The sequence below is a fragment of the Paenibacillus silviterrae genome (genome assembly GCF_030167925.1).
GTDB lineage: Bacteria > Bacillota > Bacilli > Paenibacillales > NBRC-103111 > Paenibacillus_G > Paenibacillus_G silviterrae.
This window is the reverse complement of record NZ_JASKUT010000002.1, coordinates 1,947,009-1,963,485: the sequence shown is the minus strand read 5'-3', so window position 1 is coordinate 1,963,485 and position 16,477 is coordinate 1,947,009. Positions and strand designations below refer to the sequence as shown.

Here is a 16,477-nt window from a genome sequence, read left to right as displayed (position 1 = left end):
GAACATGCATCGTGCAGGCACAGAGGACATACCTGGCAAAGCTCATACCAGAAGCCTCCACCCCTTATTCCTCGACCGGGTCATTCCCAGTAGCGGATTCATCCGAATCTTCGTGGGGTGGCGTGACCATGATTTCGTTCAAACGGCTCTGGAATTCGGTCATAAGGTCTTGAAACTGCTCTGCTTCCTTGGAGGAAGGATGCTTCCTTGCCGCTTCCGCTGCTTTCGCCATCATATGGATGACGTCCGACCAATCCTTCATGAGCTCGCGTAAATGGTGCCTCCCATTCCTGTCTCCGCGAGGCTTATGGCGTCCATGATGCTCCCAGCGGACCTCCAGCCGCTCTGTGTCGACTTCGCCGCTTTCGCGTAAATAAGCTAATCCCTTGTTCGTTATTTGGTACAGCCTTTTTCCGTCGGTTTCGCTGGATCCGATAAGCTGCATATCTTCAAGAAGCTGCAAATTAGGGTAAATGGAGCCGGGGCTCGGAGAATACAGTCCGCCTGTTTTCTCTTCCATTGCCTTTATCAATTGATATCCGTGCATGGGCTCTGAAGCCAGCAGCTCAAGAAGAGCGATTTTGAACTTCCCTCTTTCGAAGAAGCGTTTGCCTTCCCCCCGTCCGCCGAATCCTCCCCGAGAACCGCCGTGACGGTACCTCAACAGCGACCCCGGGTAGCCGCCCGCTTTGTCAAACCTCTGACGCTCGGTATAACGGGTATGCCGGAAACGTTGATGATCGTGTCTCATAAACAACATCACTCCTCAATACGATATATCGTTATATTATTACGATATATCGTATTGTATCAAGCAGGTAAAGAAGAGGCCTGTCTCCAATGAATGAATCCAATAGAGACAGACCCGGAATTTATGGCTTGAGCACAGGCGAATCCTCCATACTTAAGCCAAGCTCTCTGTATTTCCCCTTCTCCCATTCGTCATGCAGATAGAATCTGGACAGCACATAGTGATCCGCCATCTCCTCAGGCTGGAAGAAGGTGAGGAGTTCCTTCATCCGCGGCCGCGCCTTCTCCCGGCCTGCCCGGTTTCTGCGGTAGTTGTTCAATAGCGACTGCCACTCGGCCGCATCCCCGGGGAACAGCTCCCACCGGTACACATACTTGTGAATGGCCCGCGATTTATCCGTTGCATATTCATAATCGATCATCACGCTGATCAGCTCCGCCACCTCGCGCTGCTTCCGCACAGTATCCAATAAAGAACGGATCACCATATAATAATCCTCATGGATGTAGTTGCCCAGCTTATTGCGTGCATAAGCGGGATCTACCCCATGGAACAGCTTCAGGAAGCGATCGATGAAGCCTGCGCTATCCGCCTTCCGGTTCCACTGCAAATCGGCAAAAAACAGCATGGGAAACCAGGTCGTTTCAAACACGCCGTAGGGAGTTCCCAAGCTGAAGGCGGCGGTCCAGTTCGTTGCCACCATACAGTCGAGCCCGAGCTTCCCGGAGGTTTCCGCCCATTGCACAAGGTTATCGATCCTGTTGTGGATGACGGGATAATTTTGATGCTCCTGATTGTCGAAGCATCGGACAGCCGGCGCCCCCATGACATGAATGCCCCGTTTGCGGAATTTCTCGGTCAAGCCGGACACTTCGGAATCGATATTGCGCCCGTTGTAGATCCATATCATCACGGCAGCCCGCGGATCCAGCAGCGCTAAATCGTCCTCGGAGCATTTGTCGAGCATATCGTGCCATAGGATAGGAGTTTTACCTCGGCTTGCCACGAAGTCGATCAGCTGATTGACAAAGGAAATAAACGCCCGGTCTCTCGAGCCTTCAAATGACTGACGGCAGGTCTCACATTCACACAGACTGTAGACCTCGTCACAGCCCAGATGAACGAACCTGGAACCGGGATGCATTGTCATCATTTCATCCAGGAGTCCCGTTACGAGCTCATAAGCCTCCGGACGGGAAGGGCAAAGCTCTCCGGTCGATGTTTCCGTTTCTCTCAGAGGCCGATAAGCCTCCTGACGCAGTACATACTCCAAGTGACCGAACGATTGCTGCAGAGGAATGATCTCGATGTAATGGCTCGCAGCCGCCTCCAGGATATGCTCCAATTGCTCTTTGCTAAGGCAATGGCTGGAGTGGCGAAGGTGCTTGTAGCGCTCGAAAGGGAATTTATCCTCATACTCGATCAGTAAGCCGTTGATTTTATATTTGGCGAATTCCTCGATATACTCCACCAGCTTCTCCGGGCGGGAATACGTTTGCCGAAGATCAAAGTTCATGCAGCGCAGGTCCACATCGGGGTAATCGATCAGCGTCGCCGCGGGGATGGTATCTCCACTTTCCAGCAATTGTCTCAAGGTTTGCAAGCCCCAGAATACTCCCTCCGGCGCATGGGCGGCAATCGTCGCTGCCGAGGACTCCAAGCAGAGCACGTACCCTTGCCTATGAGGAACTTGAGCAAGCTCGGGAGGAGAGGTCAAGGCCTCCCCTTCCCATCCGATTCGACATACATGGACGCCGGTGTCTGCACTCTCAAGGAAGGAAAGCTGCTGTTGAGGGAACAAACGTCGGAGCAGGCCTGGAACTCTCTCATCGGGCGTGCCCATTTGCAGAGCGATTTGAAAGGCCTCCTGCAGCCCAAAACTTCCCTCCTCCTCGTAATGAATCTGCTTGATTTGCGGTATGGTTTGTATCATCGTGATGATGCTCCTCTCCTAATAGCGCCGGTCTAAGGCTAATGTATGGTAAGATAAGCGCCGTTCGTGTTTTCTTTACTGTTGATTTTGACCAAGCGATCCTTGCTCGTATCGTCGGATAATCTTAAGGTAAGGACTTTATCGGCCATTTGACTATTGACATAGCTTGTGATGTCGATGCTATACCAGCCGGCATTCGTCAGCGATACTGTTCCTAGGACAGAGGCCCCTGACGTGCCGGGGCGGTTGTTCCAAGTAACGGTACTCTCCTGCCAAGAATCAACCGTTAACCCCTGCCACGTTACGGGAACAGAAGGCACCGATGCGTCATTCACCCCGGTGTTCAAGTAGAAGGAAAGCACCGCCGATTGCACGGAGGATCCCGTATACTCCGACAAGTCGAACTTCCAATAGCTCAGCCGGTCATAATCGGTTCCGCCAGGGGCATCCTTCACTTCCAGCAGTGCGGAAGCGCCGTAATTGTCGCCGGAGCTGGTTCCTCCCCGCACATGTGCATCCTCGATGGCCGGAAACTGCGCCCCCATGATGTCCCGGTATTCCTGATCCGTATCGTCCGGTTTGTCCCAGCGCCAGCACATCGTGCCGAGAACGCCGAGCGGATAGGCGGCTCGTTCCGATTCAATCAGACGAACCGCCTGAATGACTTCTCCCTCGGTTACTAAGGAGGGGTCTACTCCATTAGGCCCTACGCTAAAGCCGACTACGATGGACGTGGCCAGATTTTGCGCTTCGACAATATCATCGTGTGCCTTGGCTTGAATGGTCGATGGCGCTGCATAGTAGTACATTCCGATCAGGCTGTCTGCAAACACGGTACCGTTATACGAAGAGAAGTAGGCTACATCGCCGGTGAACGGATTGCTGCCGGTAATGCCGTTAGCAGACTTCCAGCTGCTCGTGCAATCGGTACAGCCGGAAATCCAAACATCCGGGTCGTTGGTGACCGGCAATACCTTCAAGCTGTTCATGCCGATCCGGCTTTTCAGATTGTGATGAAACAAGCGCCAATTGTCATAGTTAGCCATACTTCGATTGGACCCGTGCATTTCATAATCGGTAACCACTCCGACGATGTCCGCATCGGTAGCGGCATTGCCGCTATTGAAGCTGATGATGTGATCGACTCGCGTGTATTTGCTCATTTGATCGGAGGAGCCCGTGAATTGCTCCTCCCAATGCCCCGCATAAACCTTCATGCCGCGCGACGCGGCCTCGTTGATCATAAGCTGAAGCCGCTTTGTCCGTTCTGCCGCGGGGTTCGACAAGTTGGCGATGTCCGCATACGTCATAGACGCAATGATAATATCGATATTTTTGCTGTTCATATCCTTAACAACATTAATAACCTTGGTATCGGAATTATAATTCCAATCATATTCATTGGAATAATACACCCAAACGGAGCGGGCATCGGCAGCCGCATCCCGGCTATCCCCCCACCAGCTCGTTTGAGCATGCGCGGAACCGGGGAACATGATGACCAGCAGCACACCCATCCATACAAGAAACCTATTCACGGTAGATCTCTCCTTTTGGTTATTGGATTTTAGCGAGTCCCTCTTGATGCCGCTTCAATGTGACCGAATGCCCAATGCCCTTGCGGCACATCCTTCCATGTCGGCTGCAGAGCTCCTTCAGCCGGTTGACGTTTCAATATCCGGTTCAAGGCGGTCACCGCCTCGGCGCGGGTAACTTCCCGGTCAGGCAGGAACAGGCTGCTCGGATATCCCTCAAACCAGGCTTGCTCCACACCGGCAGCAATCCACCTTGCGGCCCAGTGCCCGGATGCATCGGCGAACTCCGGTTTGCGGTCTTCCGGTTCAACCCCGCTCCAACGTGCGGCAATGACGGCAAGCTCCGCGCGGGTCACCTTAGTCTCAGGACAAAAGCGATCCGGAGCGCAGCCCTCAAATATGTTTCGTTCTGTAAGTTGCAGAATCGCTGTATGTGCCCAAGCATCGGAATCCACATCCGCATACGGGCTCACAAGTGAACTGTGAGCTTTCCCCGCTTCGCTTGCCGCTTTGTCCTGCAGTAAGCCGTACAGCAAGGAAGCTAGCTCAGCCCGGGTCAGGTGCTGCTCCGGCCGGAAGGTGCCGTCGTCATAGCCTTGCACGTAAGGTGCTAAGCTTGGGTCCTTAGCGCCTTCAGCCGGTAAGCGCAGCACGGTAAACGTACTGAATTTGTCAATTTCAATTTCAAGCCGATCGGGAGCTCCGCTTTCACCCAGGAGGATCTTCCCGTGCTTCAGCACTTTCTCCCCGTCACTATGCTCAATATAGACGGCAAACGTATGCTTCGGGCTGCTCTTTGACAAGGGGAAGCTCAGCTTCGTCTTGGCACCGGTGATATTGCTTTCAATAATCATCGGCCCCCCTGCGATCTCAGCACGTCCTGAGGCTCCCTGTGGAAGGGCGGTCGCATCCAGAGCTCTCCGAGCGGCTTCCTTTCCTTCCGTAAGTCCGCTCAATGGCTTGATCCGGATGAACACATCCCCCTCCTGCTTCTCCAATCCGCGGAGGGTATCTGTGGAGAGCTGCATCGTTACACGGCTGACGGCAATCTCAAGTGTCGCCTCTTTCTTTACCAGCTCACTGACGAAGCCTGGCTTCAGCGTCAGCTCGTAGGCATCGGCATGCCCCGATGCATCGGTATCCAGCCGCAGCTTCGCCAAAGGGGAAGCAGTGGAGCCCGCGGCGGACAATACCTGCGAGGCGGCAGCCTGATCCAGTACGTAAGCATCGACCATGCTTCCGTCCGATGATGGGGTCCGAACGACAGGCAAGCCGGACGGTCCAACCGGTCTGCCGCCGGAAACGGGACCAGCTGCACCATGACCTCCTTCGGAATCGGAATTGCCCGGACTCTCATGAACGGCAGGCGCTTGACGAAAGATCTTCACTTCATAAGTCCGAACCGTGACGCCATCAGGAGCCGTGACCTGGATGCGGATCCCGTTCGGTCCTACATGAAGCGGGATCGCGCCTGACGTCTCACCTGCGACTAAAGCCGCGCCGTTCACTTCTACCTTAGCCGAAGGATCTATTGCGACCGGATGAACGGTAACAGCATAAACGCTGTTCATCACGCTGGCTTCGTACGATAAGACATCCCTCTGGAAGATAGGTGTCAACGAACCGTGGCTGAGCGTGAGTGAGCTTAAGCCCGCTTCTGCAGACGCAAGACGCGTAACGGCAATCGTATAGGCTCTGGTGCTGCCGTTCTGAGACGTGACGATCATCGTGATTTCGTTCAAGCCTACCTGCAGCGGAAGCGCGTGTGCCGCTGAACTTCCGGCAGTTAAGCCGTTCACCGTCACGGTCGCCAGAGGATCCTCCGGTACAGCCAGCACATGTACGGCGTACACCTGGTTGGTTACCGTTGCCTCGTAGCCGGTTCGGTTCGTCTCAAATGCCGGTGATAAAGGCGCCTCCAAGAGGGACAAGGAGTGCAAGCCGGTATTGCCCGGCAGCAAGCGATGGACTCTAACGTTGTAGGTTTTGCTGTCGCCGTTTCGCGCCGTGACTTGAACGCTCACACTGTTGTCTCCTCCCTGCAAAGGAATTGGAGCCGACGGCTGACCTCCGGCCACATTCGTTCCGTTCACCATGACCTGAGCCCCGGGATCAAGCGGCACCGCTGTTACCGACACGGCATAAACACTATCGGCTACGGTCGCCGAGTAGGTCACGACGTCCCTTCGGAACGACGGGGACAGCGTCCCGTGGCTGATCGATAAGGCGGCAAGCTCCGCCGTGTCGTTCGAATTCAGCAGCATATAAGGGGCATAATCTCCCCCGCCCTCACGGCTGCTGATGTGCACAGGGGCGTTGCGCGTCAGCGGATCCGATAACCGCAGCGTGACCGTCCGATCCGCTGCCATCTGGCTCCGCACAAAATCGGTAATATCCAGGCTGTACCAGCCGGGAGCGGCCACGCTCACGCTGCCAAGCGGCTCTGCCGCTGCCAACGGCCGGCTGCTCCAGCTCAAGGACGATTCCTGCCAGCTATCGTCGGCAAAGCCATGGACAGCCAACCCAACCCCGCTTGAGAGCGCCTCTTTCACATAGAAATGCATTCGCGCCGAGAAGACATCCTCTGTCATAGGCGTCAGATCGAACTTCATGTAAGCCAGCTTATCCCCGCCGCCGCTTGGCCTGGGAATGTCCGCCACTTCCAGCACAGGAAGATTCCCGTACGCTTGCGAAGCAGCATTCTCGTAAACATACGTATCCTCCGTTACAGTGAATCTCTGCTCCTGCAGCCGGGTGATATGCAAGGTATAAGATTTCGTACTGCCGTTCTGTGCCGTAACCGTCAGCGGAATCGTATTCGCCCCAGGCTGGAGCGGAACAGGTGTGGAAGCGGCTCCGCTGACCACCGCTGTACCGTTGACGGTAACGGTCGCGTGCGGTTCATCCGTCTCCGGCGTGATCAAGACGGCATGGACCGCCATAGGCACCTTCACCTCATACTCACTCACACTTTTATCGAAAACGGGAGTGAGTGCTCCATGACTGACGGAAAGCGAGCGCAAATCCGCGTTGGCCGAAGGGTTCACAACGAGCTTAGGCTCATAACCGGCATGCTCACGACTGCCAATAACCAGCTTTTTATTACGGGTATTGGGATCCATAAAGCGCAGCGTGATCTTCTTATCCGTCAGCATTTGGGATTGGACGAAGGCCGTAACGTCAAAGCTGTACCACCCGGGGGCGGCAAACGTTACTTGCCCCAGCTTGACGGGAGAAGAGTTGATCCGGTTGTTCCAGTTCATGGAGCCTTCCTCCCAGTTGTCACCCTCCATGCTGTAAATGGACACGTCCGTCGGAAGCGTGCTCGCCTCATGGACATAGAAGCTCAGCTTCGCTGACTGTACCGGCTCGGTAAAAGCCGTGAGGTCGAATTTCATGTAAGCCATCCGGTCTCCTCCACCGAGGGTGGATGGGATGTCGATTACCTCCAGCATTGTGGCGCTGCCGTAATTCGCTGTCGGATCATTCTGGTACACGTAAGTATCGGCGGCCGGGGCAAAAACGTTATCCACCTGTGTGGAGCGTACCACCTTCACCGTATACACATCCGTCTCACCCTTGCGCCCGGCTACGAGAATCGAGACCGTCGTTTCCCCCTCCTGCAGCGAGATAGCCGGAGAACTGCCACCGCTTGATACTACAGCGCCATTCACAGTAATTAGGCTCTCGGCCGTTGAGGCCGTCGGTGTCAGCTGCAAGGAGGTTGCCTGTGACGGAACCTGCAAAGTATAGCTCGTTTGCCGATTTGAGAATGCGGGCTGCAGTGTTCCGACGCTTACGGTTAAGCCATTCAGGCCTACCCTTGGGTACAAAGCGGTCATATGAGGCTGATCGTATGCCTGTGCCCAATAATAGCCGTTCGCGTTCACCCTCCGTGGCTCAAACCCTACCTGGTGTCCGGCCGGAATGGATTCCGACCCGAACGTCACCCAGCCGCTCGCATCGGTAACAGCGCCATGATAGGTGCCGCCGGCATAATGGAACCGTCCCTCCACCTGGGCCCCGGCAATCGGCTGTCCCGTTTGCTTATCGATCGCCTGCATCCTGACGGACGCGTTACCGGAGCCTTGGCTCACCTTCATGCCTGTCAGTATCATCGGCTTCAGCGCGGTGCTGCCGGTTGTCGCGGAAGCGGCGGCGGAAACGGGACCGATGTTTCCTTTCATATCCATGGCGGCCACCTTGTAGTAGTACGTCGTATTCGGAAGGAGTCCCGTATCGACGAACGACAGCGATCGGGCTAGACCCGCTACGTTCCCCGCACCGGGCGTAAAGCCGCTCGTAGTCCCCCGGTACACAACGTACCGGTCCACCTCATAGTTATCCATGGCCATGCCGAAGCTGATCCTGACTTGCTGGAAATCCAGCGCGGCAGCCGTTGGAGGCTGGCTTACAGGGCCCGGCGGCTCGGTATCGGCCGGGGGCTGCCAAAAGACGCCTCCCTCTCCCCAATAGGAGGGGAATTTGCGGATATCGTCGTAATGGTGCATGGCGATCCCGCCGAAGGAAGCGTCAGCGCGGAAAGCGGCATACACCTTATCGAGCTCCGCCTCCATGAACGTACGGCCTTCTTCGTTGAACGTGATCGTCTCCGGATCTCCGCTGTTCGCGATATCCTTCGTCTCTACGCCGATCACCACGGAGCGGGGCTTGCCGATCGCCCGGGCATAGTCGATTTCGCCCTGCGCACCGGCGATGATGCCGGCCGTTCCGTCGGCGCTGTCCCGGTAGTCCATGATGGAAATGTAGTCGCTAATGTCCTGGATGTGCTCGGACAACCACTTCGTGCTTCCATTCCATGTGATGCTCTCGGCCGTCGGGGAGGAATCGTACCACTTCGGAATGGCCGGACCGAAAGGCAAAGAAATGCCCGCCACCCGAATCCGGTCGATCATTTTCTTCAAGCCGTCCAAATATTGAACCTGCAGGGACGGATATTGCGTCTTGAAGTCCTGGGAGATATAAGGCTCGATATCGACATTGACACCGTCGAACCGTTCCTGCTCCGCGGCGAACAAATTGTAGTTGATAATCCGCTCGATTTCGCGAATCGCTTTGTCATGGTAAGCGGCGTAGGCCCCCATATAAGGAGGAGAGGTGCCCCCGGCGATGCAGGCATGAACCTGATAGCCCTGCTGATGGGCCCATGCGACGAAGTCCCTCAGCTTGCCGGGATCATCCTCCAGAATGTCCATCCCGCCGTAAGGACCGACCGCCAAGTATAACGTGGTAATCGGATCCGAGTTGAAGGTGTCGGTATCCTTAGCCAGCGCATCCAGCACAAGCCGCGAGTTCGGATTCAGCAGCAGCTTATAGGTCTCCGACTCCCAGATCCACATCGCGCGGTCCTGCATAGGCAGCGTAACCGGCTCATTCGTGCCAAGACCCGCCTTGGCATACGTCGTGCTGCTGAAGCCTGTTCTGCCCGCCGTATCGGTTGCCTTGGCCTCGATGCTCATCGTCCGGTCCCCAAGACCTGCGGTATCCCATTCATAAACATAGGCGGTGCCGTCCCATGAGGCGTTCAGCCAGGAGCCATGGTTGATGCGCACCTGAACCGCTTGGATCGTTTGGTTTCCGGCGGCTGTGATCCGGACGGGCACAATACCATTAACGGACGTGCCGTCACCCGGGCTTTGAATGATGACGGAGGGCAGACTGCCTGCCGGATTATTTACCGTCAGCTGCAGCGTCGGGCTCCATACCCCGTAACGCGTGTCTATGGCGAGGCCTCTCGCCGTAATCTGCAAGGCGCCATTGTAAGAGCTCCCGTCCAAATCATAGTGCCATGTCCCGGAGTCGTTGCCGTCCGGGTCGTTCATCACAACATCTACCTGCTTCTCTCCATTAATAAAAAGCTTGATTTCGTACGAATTTTCGTACGTACCGGATAAGCGGGTGATGCCGCCGTTCAGCACGGCGCCATCGGCGGGAGAGTCGATCGTAACGGATGCGCTGAGCTCGGCATGAGCCTGACTGGCGATCCCCGAGTTAAGGATCACAAGCAGCAGCACACCCAGCAGCCAAGCCGGATAACTTCGTCTAATGGGCCAATACAAACCGTTCACACCCCTTATGTAAGCATTTTCACAGCGTGAAACATCGGATGCTGCTTAATGGGCATTAGCCTTTCTTAAGCAGCATCCGGCTTGGGAGGTTATTTCGCTTTTAGCTCAATCGTTTCTACACGCTTATGGGCCGCCCGATACGTATCCAACAGCTTGGGTACACCCAAGGCTTCGATTTCCTTCACATATTTATCCCATTCGCTCAGGCTGCGGTTGCCTAACACGAACTTGGCGAAGTTCTCGTCACGGTTTTTCTTAATCGCCTGCCCGGTCACCGACAGCACCTCGTTCTCCGCCTCCGTAAAGGCCGGCTTCGGCTGCATAGCAGGCGGGTCGTATTTGGTTGCCTCCTGGTAGGCGCTGCGAAGGTCTTTGGAGAACAGCGACAGGTGAGCGCCAAAATCAATCCAAGTATACGCACCGCTCGTCTGCAGCCCCGTTTGCTTCCGCATTTCGGTTACATCCGTATATTCAGGCTTGAATTGCTTCTGCCCGTTCTGAACGACATGCGCTTCACCCTCTTTTCCCCAGCTGGCCAGCGTCTTGCCTTCCTCCGAGTAGAAGAAATCCATGTACTTCATAATGTCCTTCACATTCTTGGAGGTGGAAGTAACCGTCAAGCCGCCCTCAAGGTAGTGGAAATACGGATTTTGCTGCTTCATGCCCGCTACCCCGGCCGGTGGCGCCATGAACTGAATATTGTATTCCGGGTTATCCTTCTTCATGGCATTGTTGAAGAAATCCACGCGGCTGATGTAGTCGATCGTAATAAAGGATTTGCCGTTTGACATCATATCCTGCCATTGCTTCGTCTGAATCGTCAGGAAGTCCGGCGGGATCAGCCCGTCTTTATAGAACTTGTTCCACATGCTCAGCATCGCCTTGTAATTTTCGTCGGTCGGGCCGAATTTCCAACTCTTGGACTCGAAATCGTAGTAAGCATTGTCCCCTGTGTGGAAATTCGAGGTCAGGTTTGCGTACATCTCATCCGGAATTTGGCCGAAGCGCATCGAGATCGGATAACTGTCCGGATACTGCTCCTTCAGCTTCTTGGCCACGGTATAAAGCTCGTCATACGTTTTCGGCGCCGTGAGCCCGTGCTTGCGGAATACATCCTCGCGGTACAGCCAGATCATCCGGTTCGTTTCCCCGAAGCCTTGATTCGGCAGCATGTACATTTTACCGTCTGCTGCAATGGCCGCCTTTGCTTCCTCAGGATACTTCTTCATCCACGCCTGAAGATTCGGCATGACATCCAAATGCTCCAATACGTTGACAAGAGCGCCCTGCTGTCCGAACTTGTTCGAGGATGCCCGGTTCGGCATGTAGATCAAATCCGGCATATTATTCGAGGCGACAACCAGATTGATGGTGTCGCTGAGCTTCCCGGAAGGCGTCTGTACCTCGAGTGTCACGCCTGTCTTCTCCTCGATCCATTTCCAGATCGGCCAGTCCTTGCTGTAAGGGAACGTAGCATTGCTGTCCAGCAAGGCCTTGAAGGTTTTCTTTTGAATGCCTGCAGCAGGCGTATTCCCCGTATTTCCCGGATTCGTACCGGTGCCGCTCGGCTGATTGCTTCCGCCGGAGCAGGCGGTCAATGTGCTTGCGGACAAGAGCAGCCCGCACATCATAAGTCCCATCTTTTTCATTGAGTATTCTCCTCTGTCCACGTAGTTTTCCTTACTATAACGCATAGCCTTCGCCTTGCCCATTACCCTTTCACCGCGCCGATCATGACCCCCTTGACGAAGTACTTCTGGATGAAAGGATATACTAAGAGAATCGGCAGTGTGGATACCATGATGGTCGCAAACTTCAGCGAGTCCTCCACAATCAGGCTATCACCTCCAATTCGGGTAACGTCGCCTGACGCCACATTCCCGGCAAGCACCAGATTTCGCAGAAGCACTTGCAGCGGGAACAGGTTCGGATCGCGTAAATATAACAGCGGGAACATAAAGTTGTTCCAGAGCCCTACAGCGTAGAACAAGGCGATGGTAGCGATGACGGCCTTAGATAAAGGCAGGACGAGCCGGAAGAAAATCCCGATATCGTTCAAGCCGTCCAATCGCCCGGATTCCTCCACTTCCTTCGGCATGCCGCTGAAGAAGGTACGCATAATGATCAGGTTCCACGTATTGACCGCCCCCGGCAGCACCATTCCCCATATCGTATCGATCAGCCCCAGGGACCGAACGACCAGAAACGTAGGGATCATACCGCCGCTGAAGAACATCGTGAACACGATCAGCAACGTCATGGATTTATGGAACTTCATATCCTTACGGGATAAGGCGTAGCCCCCCATGGCGGTAATGATGAGGGCGACGGCCGTGCCCAGCACCACGTAGATCAGAGTGTTTTTGTAGGCGAGCCAAATCTTCGGATCCTGGAACACCAGCTCATACATCTTCAGGTTAAAGCCCTTTGGCCAGAGCGTGACTTCTCCCTTCAGAACATAAATATCTTCGCTTAAGGAGACAGCCAGCATGTAGACAAACGGGTACAACGTAACTACAATGACTAAGAGCATGATAAGCACATTGCATAAGCCGAAAAGACTGAATTTGGGTTTCATACCGGTTGCTCCACCTTTACCATAAACTGTTTTCCCCGACCTTGCGGCTGATGTAATTCGCTGTGTAAATAAAGATCAGACTGATAATACCCATGAACAGATCTATTGAGGCCCCGTAGCTGAAATTGCCCTGCTCCAGCCCTACCCGGTACACATAGGTGCTGATGATGTCCGCCGTCTCATATACAGCCGGATTGTATATAAGGAATACCTTCTCGAAGCCGATTTCCAGCACCTTGCCGACGTTCATAATGAAAATGATTACGATGGTAGAGGCGATCCCGGGCAGCGTCACGTGCCACAGCTTCCTCCACCGGTTCGCGCCGTCGATGCTGGCCGCTTCGTACAGCTGCGGATCGACCGCCGTAAGCGCAGCCAAGTAGATGATCGATTCCCAGCCGATCTGCTGCCAAATATCCGATATGACATAGATGGTACGGAACCAGCCGGGCTGCATCATAAAGTTAATGGGCGTAATCCCGAGGCTCTGCAGGATCTGATTGATCAGGCCTCCGGACGGAGACAGGAACATGATCACCATGCTGGCTACGATAACGTTGGAAATAAAGTGCGGCAGGTAGCTGACCGTCTGGACGAAGCGCTTGAACAGCACATGCTTCAGCTCGTTCAGCAGCAGGGCCAGGATGATCGGCGCCGGAAAACCGAAGAGCAGCTTGTAGGCACCGAGCAGGAACGTGTTGCGCATCAGGATCCAGAAGTCGGGATTTTGAAAAAACATGATGTAATATTTGAACCCTACCCATTCACTGGCCCAAATGCCCTTAAATAAATTGAAATTCTTAAACGTAATGACCAGCCCGAACATCGGAGCATAGCGGAACACCAAGTAATACAGCAGACAGGGCAGCACGAGCAGCCATAAATACTTGCTTTGGTTCCACGTCTTACGCCAGGATGAAGCCTTCCTAACCTTGTGGGGCGTCGATGACAGCGACTGCAGCATCGGATTCATGGAACGGTTAGTTTGCTGGACCATAACATTTCTCCTCATGTTCGCGAGTTAATTGTGCTCATTGACCGAGGCATGCCTTTCGTTCGCGGAGCCTTGATATCGTCATTATAAGCAGGTGTCCGGCTCCCGATAAATCGCCACGTTTACCGGGCAATCCGCATTTTATCGGATGAACAATGAAACTGTGTATGTTTACGAAGAAATGAATATTGTGACCGTCTCCGCCGCTCTCTTAAGATAGAAGTAGTTCACCTTGGCGATATACTATGAAGAAATGGGGGCTAACACATGCCGGGTTGGAAAGGCTTCAAAGGGAACACACCTTCGTTATTTGCCAAGCTGATGAGCAGCTTTCTTGTTGTGATCGTGCTGCTGGCCGCCTTCAATTTCACTTCCTTTCTTTATTTAAAATCCAAGATTCATTCGGAAATCATCAAATATAACGAGCTGAACCTGAACAGCACGGTGGTGCGGTATGAGAATCATTTTCGGCTGATGCGGGAAATGATTATCGGCCTTAGCCGCGACGACAAGTGGATGGCCAATCTGAATTTGCTGAGGAATGTGAAGCAGTTTAACGGCTACGATCGGATGGAAAGCGTGATTGCGGACATCAAGCTGCTGATCGCCAACCCGTTCATGTCCATGGACAATATTTTGCTCCACTTCCGCAATGATGGGTATGTGCTGGAGAAGGAAGGTACAAGCGAGGCGGAGCGGCTGTTTACCCGTTATTATGCGAGCCCCGCTTATTCGGCGGACTTCTGGAAACGGCAGTTCGAGGATCCGGCCATGTTTAAGCTGCTCCCCGCCGCAGAATTCGTGGAGACGTCGGCTCATGTAGAGAAAAACAAGGGCAGGCTGCTTCCGGCCATCATCAAGTTCATGCCCTTGAAGGACATGTATTTCATCGTCATGCTGCAGCCGGACAAGATGTTCCAGTCGTATCACTACGCTACGGACACGGACTTTACGATTCTGGGTGAGGACGGCACGGCGATCTATTCATCCAGGCCGGAAAGCAGCCTGACTACCACGGAAGCCTTTCAGGGTGCGGAGGGACATTTCAGCCGGGATCAGCATTATTATTTTTACAAAAAAGGACAGGACACCGGCTTGACCTACGTCAGCGTCGTTCCGATCCAAACGATCTCGAACCAACTCATCAAGCTGAATCTGATCTTCCTTACGCTGCTTGTGATTACCATCGCTCTGAGCGTGGTGACCTCCTTGTTCTTCACGTTCCGCCTGAACAGTCCGGTCCAGATGATTATGGATGCCATGCAGAAGCGGGGCTCCTCCCTGCCGCTGCAAGGCCAGGTACGGGAGTTTGACCTCATCAGCGAGAAGGTCAGCAGCATCCTGAAGACGAACGACCAAATGACGGAGGATCTGGATAAGAAGAAGTCGCTGCTTCGTTATTACGCCTACACCAACAAGCTGAGAAGCATCCATATGAACTTGGCCGAGCTGACGGATATGGTAGCCGCCGATACGCCCTTCGTGCTTGTGATGTATCAGGTCACGTTTAAGGAAAGCTTCGCCGAGCTGGATACGGAGCTCGAGAAGGCGCTCTATTTTGTCCGCGAATATATTGCCAGCTCCCTCCTTCAAGTGTTCAAGGATCCTCTCACCTTCCAGATGGAGAAGGATACCGTGTTATCCTTAATCTTCAACCCGGAGGAGGCAGAGATTGACCAAACGCTCGAGCAGCTTCGGCAGGTGTTCGCATTGGATCGGGATCTGTTGTTCGTGACGGTCTCCGTCAGTCCAGTGTATTCCACATCAACGGAGCTCCTGTCGGCTTATAATATCGCCTCTTCCATGCTGCAGCAGCGCACCTTGAACGATTTGACCCAGATCATCCGGACGCCCAAAGCTCCCGCATCCACGGTTCATTTCACCGTGCTGGAGGAAGAGGAATTCCACACCCGATTCATGTCGGGCAGCGAGGAATCCGTGATGGAATGGATTCGTAAGCAGCTGCAGGCGCTTTATAAGAAAGAGGCCACAGTGGTGGAGTTCAAGCAGCTTGCCAAGGAGATCACCCATCTGCTGAATAAATCGGCGATGAAGCTGAATCTTCACCAGGAGCAAAGCGACACGGCTCTGCCGTTATTGGAACCGCTCAACAGCTTCTACAGCCTGGAGCAATACGAGCAGTGGTTTCAGCAGCAGCTGTCTCCGATGTTGAGCAAGGTGCTGGAGAAGACGGCGGAGAAGGATCCGATGACCAGCTTCGTTATCGACTACCTGGATCACCATCTCGATCAGGACATCACGCTGGACATTATGGCCGATAAGCTGAACATAACGCCTGGTTACTTATCCACTTATTTTAAGGAAAAGACAGGCACCAACTTCAGCGATTATTTGAACGGTCTGCGTATGCAGCGGGCGAAGGAGCAGCTGCACAATTTGGATTTGAAAATTCATGAGGTGGCCGCCAGAGTAGGGTATCAGAACGTCAATTCGTTCATCCGCATGTTCAAGCGGTATTCCGGTATGACGCCGGGCGAGTACAGGAAGAAGTATGGGGCTTCTTGAATTGAAAAAATGACCCTTGCCGCTGGGGTGGGGGTCTGGAGAGAGGGTTGTTTGGCATGGAAAGCTGTCAT

8 protein-coding genes are annotated in these 16,477 nt (G+C 54.1%); 1 reads left to right on the top strand and 7 read right to left on the bottom strand.

From position 1 onward, the window contains the following. Positions 1-64: 64 nt before the first annotated feature. The 7 genes from QMO62_RS31575 to QMO62_RS31545 form a co-directional block, all read right to left on the bottom strand. Positions 65-751 (bottom strand): PadR family transcriptional regulator, encoded by a 687-nt coding sequence (locus tag QMO62_RS31575; RefSeq protein WP_284646444.1) that lies wholly within the window; start codon positions 749-751, stop codon positions 65-67. 121 nt (positions 752-872) lie between these two features. Further along, complete coding sequence (locus tag QMO62_RS31570; protein WP_284646443.1) at positions 873-2,684, bottom strand: family 20 glycosylhydrolase; 1,812 nt, start codon at positions 2,682-2,684, stop codon at positions 873-875. 38 nt (positions 2,685-2,722) lie between these two features. After that, positions 2,723-4,222 carry a CBM96 family carbohydrate-binding protein gene (locus tag QMO62_RS31565; protein ID WP_284646442.1) on the bottom strand — a complete coding sequence of 500 codons (1,500 nt, stop codon included), beginning with the start codon at positions 4,220-4,222 and terminating at the stop codon, positions 2,723-2,725. Between the two features lie 29 nt (positions 4,223-4,251). Beyond that, complete coding sequence (locus QMO62_RS31560; protein ID WP_284646441.1) at positions 4,252-10,299, bottom strand: cadherin-like beta sandwich domain-containing protein; 6,048 nt, start codon at positions 10,297-10,299, stop codon at positions 4,252-4,254. Positions 10,300-10,397: 98 nt separating this feature from the next. Further along, a complete protein-coding gene (locus tag QMO62_RS31555) occupies positions 10,398-11,957 on the bottom strand; it encodes an extracellular solute-binding protein (protein WP_284646440.1) in 1,560 nt (519 codons plus the stop codon). 62 nt (positions 11,958-12,019) lie between these two features. Beyond that, positions 12,020-12,886 carry a carbohydrate ABC transporter permease gene (locus QMO62_RS31550; protein ID WP_284646439.1) on the bottom strand — a complete coding sequence of 289 codons (867 nt, stop codon included), beginning with the start codon at positions 12,884-12,886 and terminating at the stop codon, positions 12,020-12,022. Positions 12,887-12,902: 16 nt separating this feature from the next. Continuing rightward, positions 12,903-13,883, bottom strand: a complete 981-nt coding sequence (locus QMO62_RS31545) for an ABC transporter permease (protein ID WP_284646438.1) — start codon at positions 13,881-13,883, stop codon at positions 12,903-12,905. Positions 13,884-14,147: 264 nt separating this feature from the next. Between QMO62_RS31545 and QMO62_RS31540 the strand changes: the two genes are divergently transcribed. Continuing rightward, positions 14,148-16,406 carry a helix-turn-helix domain-containing protein gene (locus QMO62_RS31540; RefSeq protein WP_284646437.1) on the top strand — a complete coding sequence of 753 codons (2,259 nt, stop codon included), beginning with the start codon at positions 14,148-14,150 and terminating at the stop codon, positions 16,404-16,406. Positions 16,407-16,477: the final 71 nt, after the last annotated feature.

Bases quoted from the DNA above. Each gene is read 5' to 3' on its own strand.
- QMO62_RS31550 (WP_284646439.1), bottom strand. From the start codon at position 12,886: ATGAAACCCAAATTCAGTCTTTTCGGCTTATGCAATGTGCTTATCATG.
- QMO62_RS31575 (WP_284646444.1), bottom strand. From the start codon at position 751: ATGAGACACGATCATCAACGTTTCCGGCATACCCGTTATACCGAGCGT.
- QMO62_RS31555 (WP_284646440.1), bottom strand. From the start codon at position 11,957: ATGAAAAAGATGGGACTTATGATGTGCGGGCTGCTCTTGTCCGCAAGC.
- QMO62_RS31545 (WP_284646438.1), bottom strand. From the start codon at position 13,883: ATGGTCCAGCAAACTAACCGTTCCATGAATCCGATGCTGCAGTCGCTG.
- QMO62_RS31570 (WP_284646443.1), bottom strand. From the start codon at position 2,684: ATGATACAAACCATACCGCAAATCAAGCAGATTCATTACGAGGAGGAG.
- QMO62_RS31540 (WP_284646437.1), top strand. From the start codon at position 14,148: ATGCCGGGTTGGAAAGGCTTCAAAGGGAACACACCTTCGTTATTTGCC.